The 15313-nt window shown below is 65.1% G+C and carries 15 protein-coding genes; 6 read left to right on the top strand and 9 right to left on the bottom strand.

Translation table 11 applies throughout. The features are described 5' to 3' along the window. Window positions 1–15: 15 nt before the first annotated feature. From CH339_RS03855 to CH339_RS03835, 5 genes are all read left to right on the top strand, one after another. A complete protein-coding gene (locus tag CH339_RS03855; RefSeq protein WP_170138394.1) occupies window positions 16–753 on the top strand; it encodes a sulfotransferase family protein in 738 nt (245 codons plus the stop codon). A 31-nt stretch (window positions 754–784) separates the two neighbouring features. After that, window positions 785–1549 carry a sulfotransferase family 2 domain-containing protein gene (locus tag CH339_RS03850; protein ID WP_170138393.1) on the top strand — a complete coding sequence of 255 codons (765 nt, stop codon included), beginning with the start codon at window positions 785–787 and terminating at the stop codon, window positions 1547–1549. A gap of 125 nt (window positions 1550–1674) precedes the next feature. Further along, window positions 1675–2109: a hypothetical protein gene (locus CH339_RS03845; protein ID WP_111432966.1), complete on the top strand. Its 435-nt coding sequence runs from the start codon at window positions 1675–1677 to the stop codon at window positions 2107–2109. Window positions 2110–2396: 287 nt separating this feature from the next. Beyond that, window positions 2397–3968, top strand: coding sequence for a DEAD/DEAH box helicase (locus CH339_RS03840; protein ID WP_111432965.1), 1572 nt, complete (start codon window positions 2397–2399; stop codon window positions 3966–3968). A gap of 119 nt (window positions 3969–4087) precedes the next feature. Further along, the gene (locus CH339_RS03835) at window positions 4088–5149 is read left to right on the top strand and encodes a GGDEF domain-containing protein (RefSeq protein WP_111432964.1); all 1062 of its coding nucleotides are present in this window, start codon (window positions 4088–4090) and stop codon (window positions 5147–5149) included. A 135-nt stretch (window positions 5150–5284) separates the two neighbouring features. On the opposite strand, the gene tenA is transcribed toward CH339_RS03835, so the two are convergent. From tenA to CH339_RS03795, 8 genes are all read right to left on the bottom strand, one after another. Continuing rightward, a complete protein-coding gene (gene tenA, locus CH339_RS03830; RefSeq protein WP_111432963.1) occupies window positions 5285–5950 on the bottom strand; it encodes a thiaminase II in 666 nt (221 codons plus the stop codon). Window positions 5951–5970: 20 nt separating this feature from the next. Beyond that, window positions 5971–6342 carry a Fe-S cluster assembly scaffold SufA gene (gene sufA, locus CH339_RS03825; RefSeq protein ID WP_111433057.1) on the bottom strand — a complete coding sequence of 124 codons (372 nt, stop codon included), beginning with the start codon at window positions 6340–6342 and terminating at the stop codon, window positions 5971–5973. Window positions 6343–6376: 34 nt separating this feature from the next. Next, on the bottom strand, window positions 6377–6808 hold the full coding sequence (locus CH339_RS03820) for an SUF system Fe-S cluster assembly protein (protein ID WP_111432962.1): 432 nt from the start codon (window positions 6806–6808) through the stop codon (window positions 6377–6379). A gap of 10 nt (window positions 6809–6818) precedes the next feature. Then, entirely contained in the window at window positions 6819–8054 is a 1236-nt protein-coding gene (locus CH339_RS03815; RefSeq protein ID WP_111433056.1) for a cysteine desulfurase, read from the bottom strand. Between the two features lie 14 nt (window positions 8055–8068). After that, the gene (gene sufD, locus CH339_RS03810; protein ID WP_111432961.1) at window positions 8069–9391 is read right to left on the bottom strand and encodes a Fe-S cluster assembly protein SufD; all 1323 of its coding nucleotides are present in this window, start codon (window positions 9389–9391) and stop codon (window positions 8069–8071) included. 54 nt (window positions 9392–9445) lie between these two features. Further along, window positions 9446–10198: a Fe-S cluster assembly ATPase SufC gene (sufC, locus tag CH339_RS03805; protein WP_111432960.1), complete on the bottom strand. Its 753-nt coding sequence runs from the start codon at window positions 10196–10198 to the stop codon at window positions 9446–9448. A gap of 85 nt (window positions 10199–10283) precedes the next feature. Then, window positions 10284–11753, bottom strand: a complete 1470-nt coding sequence (gene sufB, locus CH339_RS03800; RefSeq protein WP_111432959.1) for a Fe-S cluster assembly protein SufB — start codon at window positions 11751–11753, stop codon at window positions 10284–10286. A 41-nt stretch (window positions 11754–11794) separates the two neighbouring features. Next, window positions 11795–12955, bottom strand: a complete 1161-nt coding sequence (locus tag CH339_RS03795) for a cysteine desulfurase family protein (protein ID WP_170138392.1) — start codon at window positions 12953–12955, stop codon at window positions 11795–11797. 331 nt (window positions 12956–13286) lie between these two features. Here CH339_RS03795 and CH339_RS03790 point away from each other — a divergent pair, with 331 nt between their 5' ends. After that, window positions 13287–13943 (top strand): alpha/beta hydrolase, encoded by a 657-nt coding sequence (locus tag CH339_RS03790; protein WP_111432957.1) that lies wholly within the window; start codon window positions 13287–13289, stop codon window positions 13941–13943. A gap of 12 nt (window positions 13944–13955) precedes the next feature. Here the strand turns inward: CH339_RS03790 and CH339_RS03785 are convergent, their stop codons facing one another. Further along, on the bottom strand, window positions 13956–15065 hold the full coding sequence (locus CH339_RS03785) for an anhydro-N-acetylmuramic acid kinase (RefSeq protein ID WP_111432956.1): 1110 nt from the start codon (window positions 15063–15065) through the stop codon (window positions 13956–13958). Between the last annotated feature and the right edge of the window lie 248 nt (window positions 15066–15313).

Below are 15313 nucleotides of genomic sequence, written 5' to 3'. Positions count from 1 at the left end.
TCCGGAGCGACGTCCTTGGCATCCTTTTTCGGCAATCTGCGCGAACGCTTCCGCGGCCCGCCGCCGGCCGCCAAGGCGGAGCATTTCGTCGTCATCCCGGACCTGAAGATCGCCTTTGGCCGGGTCCCCAAGGCCGCCAATTCCTCGATCAAGGCCGCGCTCGCCCGCCATGTCTCCCATGACCCGGACGGGCCGGTGAAGCCGACCCGAGACCAGTTCTGGGCCGAGTGCACCAACGGCCGCACATCGATGATGACGCCGGCCGAGGCCGCCCGGCTTGCCGGCTATCTGATCTTCACCTTCACCCGCAATCCGTTCGACCGGCTGGTGAGCTGCTACAACAACAAGATCGTCGTCTCGAAGGAACTGCCGGCGAGCTTTGCCCGCCTCGGTTTCGACAAGGACATGTCCTTCGATGCGTTCGCCGCCAAGGTCGCGACCATCGACGACGGCCACGCCGACATCCATTTCCAGTCCCAGGCCGCGATGCTGGCCCATGACGGCGACATCGTGCCGGGCTTCATCGGGCGCTTCGAAAACCTCGCCGACGACTGGCACGACCTCGACGCCGCGCTTGCCGCCCATTGCGGCATCCGCCTCGGCCGGCTGGAAAAGCGCAACTACCGGCGCGGCGGCGCCGACGACCTTGCCGGCTATTACCGGTCGAACGAAACCGTCGCCCTGGTGCGCCAGCGCTACGCCGACGACTTCCGCCTGTTCTACCCCGATGCCGGCGCGCCCGGCGGCGCCTGACAAACGGACCGGCCCTTACCCAAGGACTGACATGCTGTTCAACGCCCTTTCCCGCTCCATCCGGCTCGTTCTGACGCCGATCCGCGAACGGCACTTCATTGTCCTGCCGGAAAAGAAGCTGGTCTATGCCCGGGTGCCGAAGGCCGCCAATTCCTCCATCAAATACACCCTTGCCGAACATCTCGACTGGAAGCGCGACCGCCGCGAGGGCAGCCTTGGTCCCAACAACGACCTCTTCTGGCTCGACGGACGGGCCCACGGCACCGACCTTCTCGGCGCGCAAAGCGTCGTTGCACGCCATGCGGACTGCTTCGTCTTCACCTATGTCCGCAATCCGTACGACCGGGTGGTGAGCTGCTACAACAACAAGATCCGCATCAAGGACGAGATCCAGCCGAGCTTTGCCCGGCTCGGCTTTTCCCTCGGCATGAGCTTTGCCGCCTTCGTCGAGAAGGTCGCGGAGACCGGCGATGACCGGGCCGACAACCATTTCCGCAGCCAGATGGACATCCTCTCCCATCGCGGCCGCTACCTGCCTGAGTTCACCGGCCGCTGCGAGGACCCGGACGACTGGCCGAAACTGCAGCTGCGGCTGAGGGAGGAGATCGGCTTCGAGATCGGCCCGCTGCAGACCCGCCACGTCAAGCGCCAGGGCCGCGACGACCTCATCGACTACTATGCCGATCCCGCCCTGGTGCGGATGGTGCGGGAGCGCTACCCGACCGACTTCGAGCACCTCTATGCCGACGCGGCCGACCTGCCGGCAGCGCTGAAGCAACTGAACGCCACCGGCTGATGCCGGCGACGACAAGGCCGGCCCTTCGGTTCATCGAACCGTGATGCGCGCCGGCGACGGATCGCGTAATCTTGTCGTCAGGTCTCGGACGACAACGACCGTCCGAGCGTCAGGGAGGCCATGCCATGTCCGTCAACCGCTTTGCCGCCGTCGCTACCGGTGCGGCCCTCGCCGCCGCCATGTGGTCGGCGCCTGCCGCCGCCGATAACGTCTCCGACGCGATCGCCGCGCTCGATCCGGCGATCACCCATATGCGGATCTTCGGCGAATGGAAGAAGGACGAGGCAGAGGGTCGCTACCGGGCCATCATCCGGCGCGAGGCCGAGCCCGACGTCATCCGCTTCTTCGTCCAGAAGGTCTCCGACGATGCCGTCGTCTCCACGATCGAGCTCTCCGAAATCCACGACCGGAAACTCAAGGTCGCCGGCTACAATTTCGAGATCGACCAGTTCGGCCTGACGCTCTTCGTGGAGGTCGGGCCCGGCGATGCCACCGACATCACCTACGAGGTGTTCTTCAACGAGGACGGCACCTACATGTTTCAGCCGGCCAGCAACTGACGCCGGCAGAAAAAAATCGTCCGGCCGAGACCGCCCGACACCGTTTGCGAACCGCTGATATCTGCGTCGATTTGTGCCCTATGGTTCGCGCCTTCGGCGGCGCACCCTTCGCCGGAACAGAAATTGTGCTCGGGGACGCACCTGGCGCGGGTGAAAACTCTTTGCCGCGACGGGTGACAAAGTTGCATTCGACTGGTAACCAACACGGGAAGAAACGACACGAACCCTGTAAGCACGATTGACAGGCCGCCCGTCCACGCTATGTTCCGGGCAATCTCCAGCATTCAATGAAGATCGTCCGCCCGGACGGAAGGTCATGTCGCAAGAGGCGACCACCACTGACTGAACAACAGAGCTTTTCCGAACTTGGGCTTAGTCCAAAGGTGCTCGACGCCGTAACGGCGGCCGGGTACGAGAACCCGACGCCGATTCAGGCGGGGGCAATCCCTTACGTTCTCCAGCGCCGCGACGTTCTGGGCATTGCCCAGACCGGTACCGGTAAAACCGCTTCCTTCACCCTGCCGATGCTGACGCTGTTGGAAAAGGGCCGGGCCCGCGCGCGCATGCCGCGCACGCTGATCCTTGAGCCGACACGCGAGCTCGCCGCCCAGGTGGAGGAGAACTTCTCCCGCTACGGCATCAACCACAAGCTGACGGTCGCGCTGCTCATCGGCGGCGTCTCCTTCGACGAACAGGACCGCAAGCTGAGCCGGGGCGCCGACGTGCTGATCGCGACGCCCGGTCGCCTGCTCGACCATTTCGAGCGCGGCAAGCTGCTCCTGCAGGGCGTCGAGATCCTCGTCATCGACGAGGCCGACCGCATGCTCGACATGGGCTTCATCCCGGACATCGAGCGCATCTCCAAGCTGATCCCGTTCACCCGGCAGACGCTCTTCTTCTCGGCCACCATGCCGCCTGAGATCCAGCGCCTGACCGAGCAGTTCCTGCACAATCCGACCCGCGTCGAGGTCTCCAAGCCCGCCTCCACCGTCGCCACGGTGAGCCAGCGGCTGATCGCCACCGGCCGCGAGCCGCACGACAAGCGCGAGACCCTCCGCGAGCTCATCCGCTCGTCCGAGGACCTGCAGAACGCCATCGTCTTCTGCAACCGCAAGCGCGACGTCGCCACCGTCGCCCGCTCGCTGCAGCGCCACGGCTTCAACGCCGGCGCCCTGCACGGCGACATGGACCAGCACGCGCGCATGGCCATGCTCGACGATTTCCGTTCCGGCAAGATCGCGATCATGGTCGCCAGCGACGTCGCCGCCCGCGGGCTCGACATCCCGGCTGTCAGCCATGTCTTCAACTACGACATTCCGACACATGCGGAAGACTACGTCCATCGCATCGGCCGCACCGGCCGTGCCGGGCGGAAAGGTGCCGCGATCGGCCTCGTCACGCCGAGCGACAGCAAATACGTCAAGGCGATCGAGGACCTGATCGGCTTTTCCGTCGAATGGATCGGCGATGCCGTCAAGGGCAAGGGCGACGACGATGGCGGCCGCAAGCGCGGCCGGCGCTCCTCGTCCCGGAAAAAGGCAGAGTCCGACACCGGCGGCGGCGGCGGCGGCGAAAGGTCGGCCCGGTCCGAAAGACCTGCCCGGCCCGAAAGACCTGCGCGTTCCGAAAAGTCCGACGAGCCGAAGGACCAGCCCCAGGTCAGCGACGACAAGCGCACCGAGCCCCGGGAACAGCCGAAATCCAGGGCCAAGGGATCCGACCAGGGCAAGTCCGGCAAGAGCCGCCGCTCCGGCCGGAATTCCGGCAAGCATCAGGACGAACCGGTGATCGGTCTCGGCGACCACGTCCCCGCGTTTCTGCTGCGCCCCGTCCGGCTGCCCAAGAAGACCACAAAATAGGGTTTTCTACGGTCGATTTAACGCGCCCTTAACCGCTCCCGACCATGCTCATTAACGCCTAATTCCGAGATTGAGTTCGGAAGCGGTGCGGCCATGGGACGTGCCGCCGGGGGAGGACTATGACCAGTCAAGATGATTTTGAAAGAACGATTTCTTACGGAGAAAACGCGCTCAGTCTGATCAAGCGCAATCAAGTGTCGGCTTTTCCCCGTAACTATGAGTTCTGGTATACCTATTCGGCAGGATTCAACATCGGCCTCAACAAGGCCATCAACGATATCCTGCGCGACCGGGGCCGCATTACCGCCACCGACATCGACAACATCTATGCCGAATATTTGTCGCCGCGCCGCATCGGCGAGCAGATTGAGGACGTCGGCAGCCAGGTGTCGGAAGAGATTTCCCAGGTGATCAGCATGATCGAATGCTCGCTTGCGGAATCGACGGCCTACGAGACGTCCCTCAACGGCGCCAACCAGAAACTCTCCAACACCACCGACCTTTCCCGCATCCGCGAGATCGTCAAGGATCTGATCTCGGCGAATGAGGAAAACAGCGGCATCAACAAGAATCTTCGGACCCAGCTCGAAGAGTCCCAGCGCCAGATCACCGAGTTGCAGTCGAACCTGGAGGTGATCCGCTTCGAGTCGCTGACCGACGAGCTGACGACGCTCGCCAACCGCAAGCATTTCGACCAGTCGATCGACCGGGCGCTGGCCAAGGCCGACGAGACCGGCGAGCCGCTCGCTCTCCTGATGACCGACATCGACCACTTCAAGCGCTTCAACGACACCTATGGCCACCAGACCGGCGACCAGGTGCTGCGCCTCGTCGCGCTCGCCGTGAAGCAGAACGTCAAGGGTCAGGACATCCCCTGCCGCTATGGCGGCGAGGAATTTTCCGTGATCCTGCCGCGCACCCATCTGCGCCAGGCCGTCACCGTCGCCGAGCACATCCGCAAGTCGGTGATGTCGAAGGAGCTGATCAAGCGCTCCACCGGCGAGCATCTCGGCCGCATCACGATTTCGATCGGCGTCGCGCTCTACCATCCGGGCGAAGGCGTCGCGGACTTCATCGAGCGCACCGACCAGTGCATGTATGCCGCCAAGCGCACAGGGCGCAACAAGGTGCTGTGCGAGACCGACCCGGAGGTCGGCGAATACCGCCAGGCAGTCGCCTGAACGTTTCTTGAGTCCAGCATTTGCGCTCAGGAAAGGCCCGCCCGACGGGCCTTTTTGCGTTTCTTGCATGCGTGAGATTGCGAAAAGATACGTCGCGCCGCCGGCCGCTGCGCCGGACGTTCCCCGGCAGCACCCTCAGAGCGCCCGGTCGAGCCCCATCTGCCAGAAATCGGCTTCCAGCCGCGTTGCCTGGTCGAAGATGACGGCGAGCTTGGGGAACCGCGCCTCGGTCAGGCTGTCGGCCGCCAGGCGGTCGAGATTGGCGCGCGCGGCCTCGGCGATCTCCTGGTACTCCGTGCCGGAATATTCCTTGATCCAGACCGCATAGGGGTTCTTTTCGTCGACCCCGCCGGCGACATTCACAAGCGCCATCCCGATTTCCGCATAGCCGATGATGCAGGGCGACAGCGCCACATGCAGGTCGAGGAGATCGCCCCTGAGCCCCGTGTCGAGCACGAAGCGGGTATAGGCCATCGTCGCGCGCGCCTCCGGCGCCGCCTCGATCTCTTCCGGAGAAAGCCCCCACTCGCCGCAAAGCTTCAGATGCAGCTTCATCTCAACGTCGAGGATCGCCGAAATGCCGGCCGCCGCCGCCCGCATGTCGGCGAGATTGCGACCCTTGTAGACGGCAAGCGCATAGGCGCGCGCGAAATGGATGAGGAACAAATAGTCCTGGACCAGATAGTGCCGGAACGCGTCCTGGGAGAGCGAGCCGTCGCCCATCTGCCGAACGAAATCATGGTCCGTATAGGCGCGCCAGGATGCCGGCGTCGCCGCCTTCAGCCGCTCGAAGGTGGTCATGGGCCCTGTCAGTCGTTGGATCAGTGCTGGAGCGCGGTCGGGTCGGCCGCCGTCAGCGCCACCGATTCGCCGCAGCCGCAGGCCGACGTCTGGTTCGGATTGTTGAAAACGAAGCCAGACCGCAGTTTGGTGACCTCGTAGTCAAGCTCCGTGCCGAGCAGGAACAGCACCGCCTTCGGGTCCACATAGACCGTCGCGCCCTCGGCAGTGACGACCTCGTCGCCGGCTTCGGGTTCGACGGCGATATCCATGGTGTAGGACATGCCGGCGCAGCCGCCGTTCTTGACGCCGATCCGAAGGCCGCCGCTGCCGGCCTCGGAATTCTCCACGATCTCGCGCACCCGCGCTGCCGCTTCCGGCGTCAGCGAGAGAACATCGAAGCGGGATTTCATCGCAGTCATGGTCGTCTCCTCTCGTGGAGGCTCATCAATAGAAGAAGTCGAGCTGGACCCGGGCCTCGTCGGACATCCGCTCCGGGTTCCACATCGGGTCGAACACCATCTCCACGTCGACCTGACCAAGGCCCGGGACGGTGGAGACGGCATTGGCCACCCAGCCCGGCATCTCGCCGGCGACCGGGCAGCCCGGTGCGGTCAGCGTCATGACGACGGCGACGTTACGGTCGGCATCGACGGCGACCTCGTAGATCAGGCCGAGTTCGTAAACGTCGGCCGGGATCTCCGGATCGTAGACCGTCTTCAGCGCCAGGATGATGTCGCGGCAGAGCTGCTCGGCTTCCTCGGCCGGCAGCGCCGGGGCGGAGAACGCCAGGTTCATCTCGCCATCCCGCGCCGTATCGTCGGCGGTCGTGGTCCCGGGCTCGTCGACGGTCTTGCGGGCGGTGCTTTCTTCGGTCATGTCCGGATCCTCAAGCGAAGAACTCATGGGCTTTCTGGACCGCCTCGGCGAGACGGTCGATCTCTTCGGTCGTGTTGTAGAGCGCAAACGACGCCCGGCAGGTCGAGGTGACGCCGAAGCGCTTCAAGAGCGGTTGGGCGCAATGGGTGCCGGCCCGGACCGCAACGCCGGAGCGGTCGATGATGGTGGCGATGTCGTGGGCGTGTGCGCCCGCAACCTCGAAGGAAACGATGGCGCCCTTTTCCGGCGTCGTGCCGATGATCCTGACGCTGTTGATCGCCGAAAGGCGCTCGTGGGCGTAGTCCTTCAGCCGCGCCTCGTGGCGGGCGATGGCGTCGCGGCCGATCTCCTCCACATAGTCGATGGCCTCGGCAAGCCCGATCGCCTGGACGATCGGCGGCGTGCCGGCCTCGAAGCGGTGCGGCGGCTCGGCATAGGTGACGCCCTCCTCCGCGACGTCGAGGATCATCTCGCCGCCGCCGAGGAACGGCGGCATCTCCTCCAGCAGCGCCTTCTTGCCGTAGAGCACGCCGATGCCCGACGGCCCGTAGAGCTTGTGGCCGGTGAAGACATAGAAATCGGCGTCGAGGTCCTGCACGTCGACGGGCATATGGACGGCCGACTGGCTGCCGTCGACCAGCACCGGAATGCCGCGCTCATGGGCGATGCGGCAGACCTCCTTGATCGGCACGATGGTGCCGGTCACGTTCGACATATGGGTGATGGCGACCAGCTTGGTGCGCGCGCTGAGGGTCGCCTCGAAATCCTCCAGCGAGAACGCCCCCTCGTCGTCCACCGGCACCCATTTCAGCACGGCGCCGGCGCGCTCGCGATGGAAGTGCCAGGGCACGATGTTGGAATGGTGCTCCATGACGGTGAGCACCACCTCGTCGCCCTCGCCCAGCACCATGCCGCCATAGGACGCGGCGACGAGGTTGATCGCCTCGGTCGAGGAGCGCGTGAAGATGATCTCGTCGCCCGAGGCCGCGTTCAGGTAGCGGCGCACGGTCTCCCGGGCGTTCTCGAAATTCTCCGTCGCCAGGTTCGACAGGAAATGCAGCCCGCGGTGGACGTTGGCGTATTCTTGCGAATAGGCGCGCGTGATGCGGTCGATGACCCGCTGCGGCTTCTGCGCCGAGGCACCATTGTCGAGATAGACGAGCGGCTTGCCGTAGACCTCGCGGGAGAGAATCGGGAAATCCGCGCGAACCCGGTCGACGTCATAATCGTCGTGCTTGAGGGTCATGGCCGCATCGACGTTCATGCCGGCCTCCGCCGTTCGCCGAGCCACATCTCGATGCGCGCCGACAGCGCCTCGCGCAGCGGCTCCGGATCAATTGCATCGACCACCTCTTCAAGGAAGGCGGCGATCAGCATCGTCTCGGCCTCGTCCGCCGGAATGCCGCGGGACATCAGGTAGAACATCATGTCCTCGTCGATCTCGCCCGACGTTGCGCCATGGGCGCACTGGACGTCGTCGGCGAAGATCTCCAGCTCCGGCTTGGTGTCGACCTCGGCACCATCGGAAAGCAGCAGCGCCCGCGACATCATCCGCCCGTCGGTCTGCTGCGCATCGGGGCGCACGACGATGCGGCCCTGGAAGATGCCCTTGGCGCGGTCGTCGATCGCGGCGCGGATGACCTCCCGGCTGTTGCAGCCGGGGACCGCATGGTCGATCACCATGGTGGTATCGAGATGCTGCCTGGCGCGGCCAAGGATGGCGCCGTCCAGCGTTGCCTCCGCGCCGCTGCCGGCAAAGGTCACGAAGCTCTGGGCGCGGGCGACGGACGCCCCGATGGCAAAACCGGTCTGGTGGTAGCGGGCCTCTTCGGCAAGCCGCACCACCGTCGTCGACAGGTGCATGGCGCCGCTGCCGTCCTCCTGGCGCTTCAGGAAGGTGACCGTGGCGCCCTCGCCGACGTCCACCTCGCTCGTCGCATGGACCTGGTAGGCGGTCTCGGCCGGCCCGGAATAGGTCTCCACGAGATTTACCGAAGCGCCCTTGCCGACCAGCACCAGATGGCGCGGGAAGCTGGCCACCGCGCCGGTCGCCAGGTGCAAGATCTCGATCGGCGTTGCGACTTCCGTGCCGGGCGCGATTTCCAGCACGGCGCCGTCCTGCATGAAGGCGGTGTTGAGCGCCACCTCCGGATCGGATTCCGGCACCGGCAGCGCGCCGACGCGCTCAAGGATGACGCTCTTTTCCGACAGCGCCTTGGCCAGCGGAATGAAGCCGACGCCCTCGCCGAGCGCCCCGGCATCGGAGAGGCCGGCGACGAAATGGCCGTCGATGAAGACCAGCCGGTTGACCGACGCATTGCCCCAGCCGGGCGCGCCGGCGACCGTCGCCTGTGCCAGCTCATCCGCCGGCAGCGTGCCGCGCGGCGGCACATCGCGTATCAGGGCCTTCAGGTCCGTGTAGTGGTAGGCCTCGACGCGCCGGTGCGGCAGGCCGGTCCTGGCGAAATGCGCCATGGCGGTCTCGCGCAAGGAGGAAAGGGCGTCGCACGGGTCGCAGTCCGCGAACCGCTTGAGGAGTTCCTCCTCGGCCGGCGTTCTCGGGATATCGGGCTTGACGGTCATTGCGGCGGTGTCCTCAAAAACTTGCTGTGGCGATTGCGGGCGCGGCAGGCGGCCTTACGCCGCCGCCTCGCCGACGTAATCGGCGTAACCCTTGGCCTCCAGTTCCTTGGCCAGCTCCTTGCCGCCGGTCTTCTGGATGCGGCCGCGGGCCATGACGTGGACGATGTCCGGCACGATATGGTCGAGCAGCCGCTGGTAATGGGTGATGACGATCATCGAGCGCTCCGGCGAACGCAGGGCGTTGACGCCATCGGAAACCACCCTCAGCGCATCGATGTCGAGGCCGGAGTCGGTCTCGTCGAGGACGCACAGGGCCGGCTCCAGGAGAGCCATCTGCAGGATTTCCGCGCGCTTCTTCTCGCCGCCGGAAAAGCCCACATTGAGCGGCCGGCGCAGCATCTCCTGCGATACATTAAGTTTCGCCGATTTCTCCTTGACGAGCTTCATGAATTCGGGCGTGGAGAGTTCGTCCTTGCCGCGCTCCTTGCGGACCGCGTTGAGCGCCGTCTTCAGGAACGTCATGGTGGCGACGCCCGGGATCTCGATCGGATATTGGAAGGCTAGGAACAGGCCGGCGACGGCGCGCTCGTTCGGCGCCATCTCCAAAAGGTTCTGGCCGTTGAAGAGAACCTCTCCCGCGGTGATGTCGTAGTCGTCCTTGCCGGCGAGCACGTAGGACAGCGTCGACTTGCCGGAGCCGTTCGGGCCCATGATGGCATGCACCTCGCCCGGCTTCACCGTCAGGTCGATGCCCTTCAGGATCTCGTTGCCCTCGACGGCAACGTGGAGGTTCTTGATCTCTAACATATGTCTCGTCTTCCCTTGCCCTTGCCGGATTTTTTTGCCCCCGGCCGGCCGATAATCGATCTGTAGGTTCCCGTCGGAGACGCGCCTAGCCGACGCTGCCTTCCAGCGAGATGTTGATGAGCTTCTGGCTTTCCACCGCGAACTCCATCGGCAGGTGCTGGATCACCTCCTTGACGAAGCCGTTGACGATCAGCGCCACGGCCTCCTCGTCGGAGAGCCCGCGCGACATGCAGTAGAACATCTGGTCGTCGGAGATTTTCGACGTCGTCGCCTCGTGCTCGAAGACGGCGCTCGCGGTCTTCGCCTCGATGTAGGGCACGGTATGCGCGGCGCATTTGTCGCCGATCAGCAGCGAGTCGCACTGGGTGTAGTTGCGCGCGTTCTTCGCCTTGCCGTGGGCCGAGACGAGGCCGCGATAGGTGTTCGACGAATGGCCGGCCGAGATGCCCTTGGAGATGATCCGGCTGGAGGTGTTTTTCCCCAGATGCATCATCTTGGTGCCGGTGTCGGCCTGCTGGCGCCCGTTGGTGATGGCGATGGAATAGAACTCGCCGACGCTGTCGTCGCCGCGCAGGATGCAGCTCGGATATTTCCAGGTGATCGCCGAGCCGGTCTCGACCTGGGTCCAGGAGATCTTGGAGCGGGCGCCGCGGCAGTCGCCGCGCTTGGTGACGAAATTGTAGATGCCGCCCTTGCCGTCCTTGTCGCCCGGATACCAGTTCTGCACCGTGGAATATTTGATCTCCGCGTCCTCCAGCGCGACCAGTTCGACGACCGCCGCATGGAGCTGGTTCTCGTCGCGCTGCGGCGCCGTGCAGCCCTCCAGGTAGGAGACGTAGGCGCCCTTGTCGGCGATGATCAGCGTGCGCTCGAACTGGCCGGTGTTCTGGGCGTTGATGCGGAAATAGGTGGACAGCTCCATCGGGCATTTGACGCCCTCCGGCACGTAGACGAAGGAGCCGTCCGAAAACACCGCGGAGTTCAGCGTCGCATAGAAATTGTCGGTGATCGGCACGACCGAGCCGAGATATTTCTGCACGATTTCCGGACAACGATGCACCGCCTCGGAGATCGGGCAGAAGATGACGCCGGCCTCTTCCAGCTTTTCCTTGAAGGTGGTGACGACCGAAACGGAATCGAACACGGCATCGACCGCAACGCGGTTTTCCGTGCCCTCCACACCGGCCAGGATCTCCTGCTCCTTCAGCGGAATGCCGAGCTTCTCGTAGGTCGCCAGGAGTTCCGGATCGACCTCGTCGAGCGATTTCGGCCCCGCCTTCTTCACCGGCGCGGCGTAGTAGTAGAGGTCCTGGAAATCGACCGGCGGATAGCCGAGCTTGGCCCAGCTCGGCTCCTTCAGGGTCTGCCAGCGCTGGAACGCCTCAAGGCGCCAGTCGGTGAGCCATTCCGGCTCGCCCTTCTTGGCCGAGATGAACCGCACCACGTCCTCGTTGAGGCCCTTGGGCGCGAATTCCGATTCGATATCCGTGACGAAGCCGTACTTGTAGCGTTCCAGTTCGGCGACCTGATCGACGGTTTCCTTGACGGCTGCCATGTCTGTTCGTCTCCCTTGGACGGCGGGGTCACAAGACCCCGTTACGCCACTTCAAGCCTGTCGGCGCCGAGGCGCTGGCGCCAGCGGCGATAGAGTGTTGCAAAGGCGGTGCAAAAACGGTCCACGTCGTCGTCGCCGGTTTCCCAGCCCAGACTGACGCGGATGGTGGCATCGGCGATCGCCGCCGGAGCGCCCATCGCCTCCAGGACGCTCGACCGCTTGACCTTGCCGGACGAGCAGGCAGCGCCCGCGCTCACCGCAACGCCCTCAAGATCGAGTGTCATGACCATCATGTCGGCCTTCAGGCCCGGCAATGCAACCGCCGCGGTGTTGGAAAGGCGGCATCCCGGGGCAATCAGCACCGGCGCGCTGGCGCCGACGCCCGGCAATTTGCCGACGAACGCCTCGATGCGGTCGCGCAGGGCGGCAACGCGCGTCCAGTCATCCATGCCGGCGGCAGCGGCCCTTGCGGCCGCGCCCATGCCGGCGATGCCGATGAGGTTTTCGGTGCCCGCCCGCTGGCGCCACTCCTGGCCGCCGCCGCGAACGAGCGGGGCGACTGCGGCCGCCGGGCCGCAGACGATCGCCCCGACGCCCTTCGGGCCGCCGAACTTGTGCGCCGAGAGCGTCAGGAAATCGACGCCGAGGGCCGCCATCGACACCGGCACCTTACCGACCGCCTGAACGGCGTCGCAATGGATCGCGGCACCGTGGGCGTGGCAGAGTTCGGCCGCCTCGGAAATCGGCTGGATCGTGCCGACCTCGTTGTTGGCGAGCATGACGGAGACCAGCACGCGCTCCGCTGCCGTCTCGTCCAGCAGGCGGTCGAGAGCCGTGAGGTCGATCTCTCCCGTGGCATCGACGGGAATGACGCAGAGCTTCGCCGGATCCACTGAGGCTGCCGCCTTGACGGAATCGTGCTCCACGGCGGAGACGATGATGCGGTCGTAGAGGTCTGGCCGCACGCAGGTCGCGTTGGCCTCGGTGCCGCCGCTGGTGAAGACGACGCGGTCGGATGCGGCACCGACAAGCTCGGCGACCGCATCGCGGGCATCGCGCAGGATGGCAGCGGCCCTGCGGCCTTCGGCATGGACGGAGGACGGATTGCCGACGACGTCGAACGCAGCCGTCATCGCCTCGCGGGCCTCGGGCCGCAGCGGTGCCGTCGCATTCCAGTCGAGATAGGCTCTTTTTTCGCTCACGGTTTCCTGCATCGCCTTGTGGCCGGTTCGGGCTGACATGGCCAAGGCAGGAAGGCGCTGAAACGCAACGACCTCATGCTTCCCGACAAAACCCGCCTTGAGAAAGTTCGGGCACCTGTCTAAGAAGACGAGTTTGGGAAGGACGAACTCCCCTATGTGCTTTTCGCGCCGCCCTGGCCGGGGTCAAGGTCCGGTCGGACAAGCAAATTAGCTCTTAGCAAAGTTCTAGGGAGCCCCTATATCCAAGTCAAGGATCGCCCGAGGCTGAAGGTCCCTGCGATCGAGAAGAGTAACGTTCCCGTAAAACGCCTCAGAGAGACCCCAACGCACCATGCCGGAAGTCATTTTCAACGGTCCTGCAGGCCGACTGGAAGGGCGGTTTCAGCCCGCCAAGAGCCGCAGCGCACCGATCGCCCTCATCCTGCACCCGCATCCGCAGTTCGGCGGGACGATGAACAATCAGATCGTCTACCAGCTGTTCTACATGTTCGCGAAACGCGAATTCGCGGTGCTGCGCTTCAACTTCCGCGGCGTCGGCCGCAGCCAGGGCGAGTTCGACCACGGCTCGGGCGAGTTGTCCGACGCCGCCGCCGCGCTCGACTGGGTGCAGACCATCCACCCGGACGCCCGCGCCTGCTGGATCGCCGGCTTTTCCTTCGGCGCCTGGATCGGAATGCAGTTGCTGATGCGGCGGCCGGAAGTGGAGGGCTTCATCTCCATCGCCCCGCCGGCCAATCTCAACGATTTCTCGTTCCTGGCGCCCTGCCCCTCGTCCGGCCTGATCGCCCATGGCGACGCCGACAAGGTGGTGCCGGTCAAGGACGTCCAGGCCCTCGTCGACAAGCTGAAGACCCAGAAGGGCATCGTCATCGACCAGACGACGATCTCCGGCGCCAACCATTTCTTCGAGAATCACGTCGAGGAACTGATCGGCGTCTGCTCCGACTATGTCGACCGGCGCCTGGCCGCCATCACCGACGCGGCGTAAGTCCGGCACGGGCTATTTCGGTCCTGCGATCTCGCCGCCAACCATCGGCGCATCGACCGCGGTCGTCATCGGAAAGCTGATCGGCAGGAACAGCATCCGCCGGACCGCGAGATAGCCGAAGGCCTCGGCCTCGATGTGATCGGACGACCAGCCGAGCGCCTCGCCGGTGACCACAGTGAAGATGCCCGTCGCCCGTTCGATCGCCGACAACAGCGACGGATTGTGCGCGCCGCCACCGCACACGACCAGCATGCGCGGCGTCTCCGGGACCCGTTTCAGTCCGAGCGCAAGGGTCTCGGCGGTAAAGGCTGTCAGCGTCGCCGCACCGTCCTCCAGCGAAAGTCCCCTCACCGGATCGAGGGAGAAGGCGTGCCGGTCCAGCGACTTCGGCGCCGGCAGCCCGAAATAGGGATTGTCGAGCAGGGCAACGAGCGCCGCCCGGTCGACGGTGCCCGACGCCGCAAGCAGGCCTTCCGCGTCATAGGCGGCGCCGGAATGGGAAAACACCCAGTCGTCGATCAGCGCGCTCGCCGGCCCGGTGTCGCAGGCGACCATCGCGCCATCGCGGCCGATCCAGGTGAAATTGGCAACGCCGCCGAGATTGATGATGGCGAGCGGGCGCTCAAGGCCGCTCTGGTCGGCCAGCGCCCGGTGATAGACCGGGACCATCGGCGCCCCCTGCCCGCCGGCAGCGACATCCGATTTGCGAAAATCGAAGACGACGGGAATGCCGGTCGCCCGCGACAGTGCGTTGCCGTCGCCGAGCTGGATGGTCAGGTGCCGGTCGGGCGCATGGAAGACGGTCTGGCCGTGAAAGCCGATGATGTCGATCTCCGAACGGTCGCGGCCGGCCGCGGCCAGGATGACATCGACCGCCTTGGCGTGGGCCTCCGTCACCACCTGCTCGGCCTCGGCCAGCTCCGGGGGACGGGCGTCGCGGTCGCTTTGCTGCGCCGCCACCGCCATCGCGGTCCTGAGAATCTGGCGCTCCTCGTCCGTGTAGGGCTGGGTCAGACCCGGGCCGGTCGCAAAAACCTTTTCGCCGTCCGTTTCGATGATGGCCGCGTCGACGCCGTCGAACGACGTCCCGCTCATGAGCCCGATGGCCCGAAAGGTTTTCATTTGTTTTTGTGACCTCCCAAGGAATGCCCCCAGTGAACCAGCTTATCGCGGTCCTTGCCCAAGGCGCAGCGACAAATTGTATTGGCTGTATGCAAAGAGGGCGTTAATTCCCCCGCCGATTCCGGCGCATTGCCGGTTCGGACATATCGCACCGGCTGCCCCCCGTGCCTTTGCCGAAAAGTTGCGCTATAGAGCGCCCCGGGCCCCTTGATCCGGCCCGCCGATCCCCGATCCTTTCCAGGGAAGTT

The organism is Rhodobium orientis (assembly GCF_003258835.1).
GTDB classification, from domain to species: Bacteria; Pseudomonadota; Alphaproteobacteria; order Rhizobiales; family Rhodobiaceae; genus Rhodobium; species Rhodobium orientis.
The sequence above is the reverse complement of the archived record's forward strand: the minus strand, read 5'-3'. Positions and strand labels throughout refer to the sequence as shown.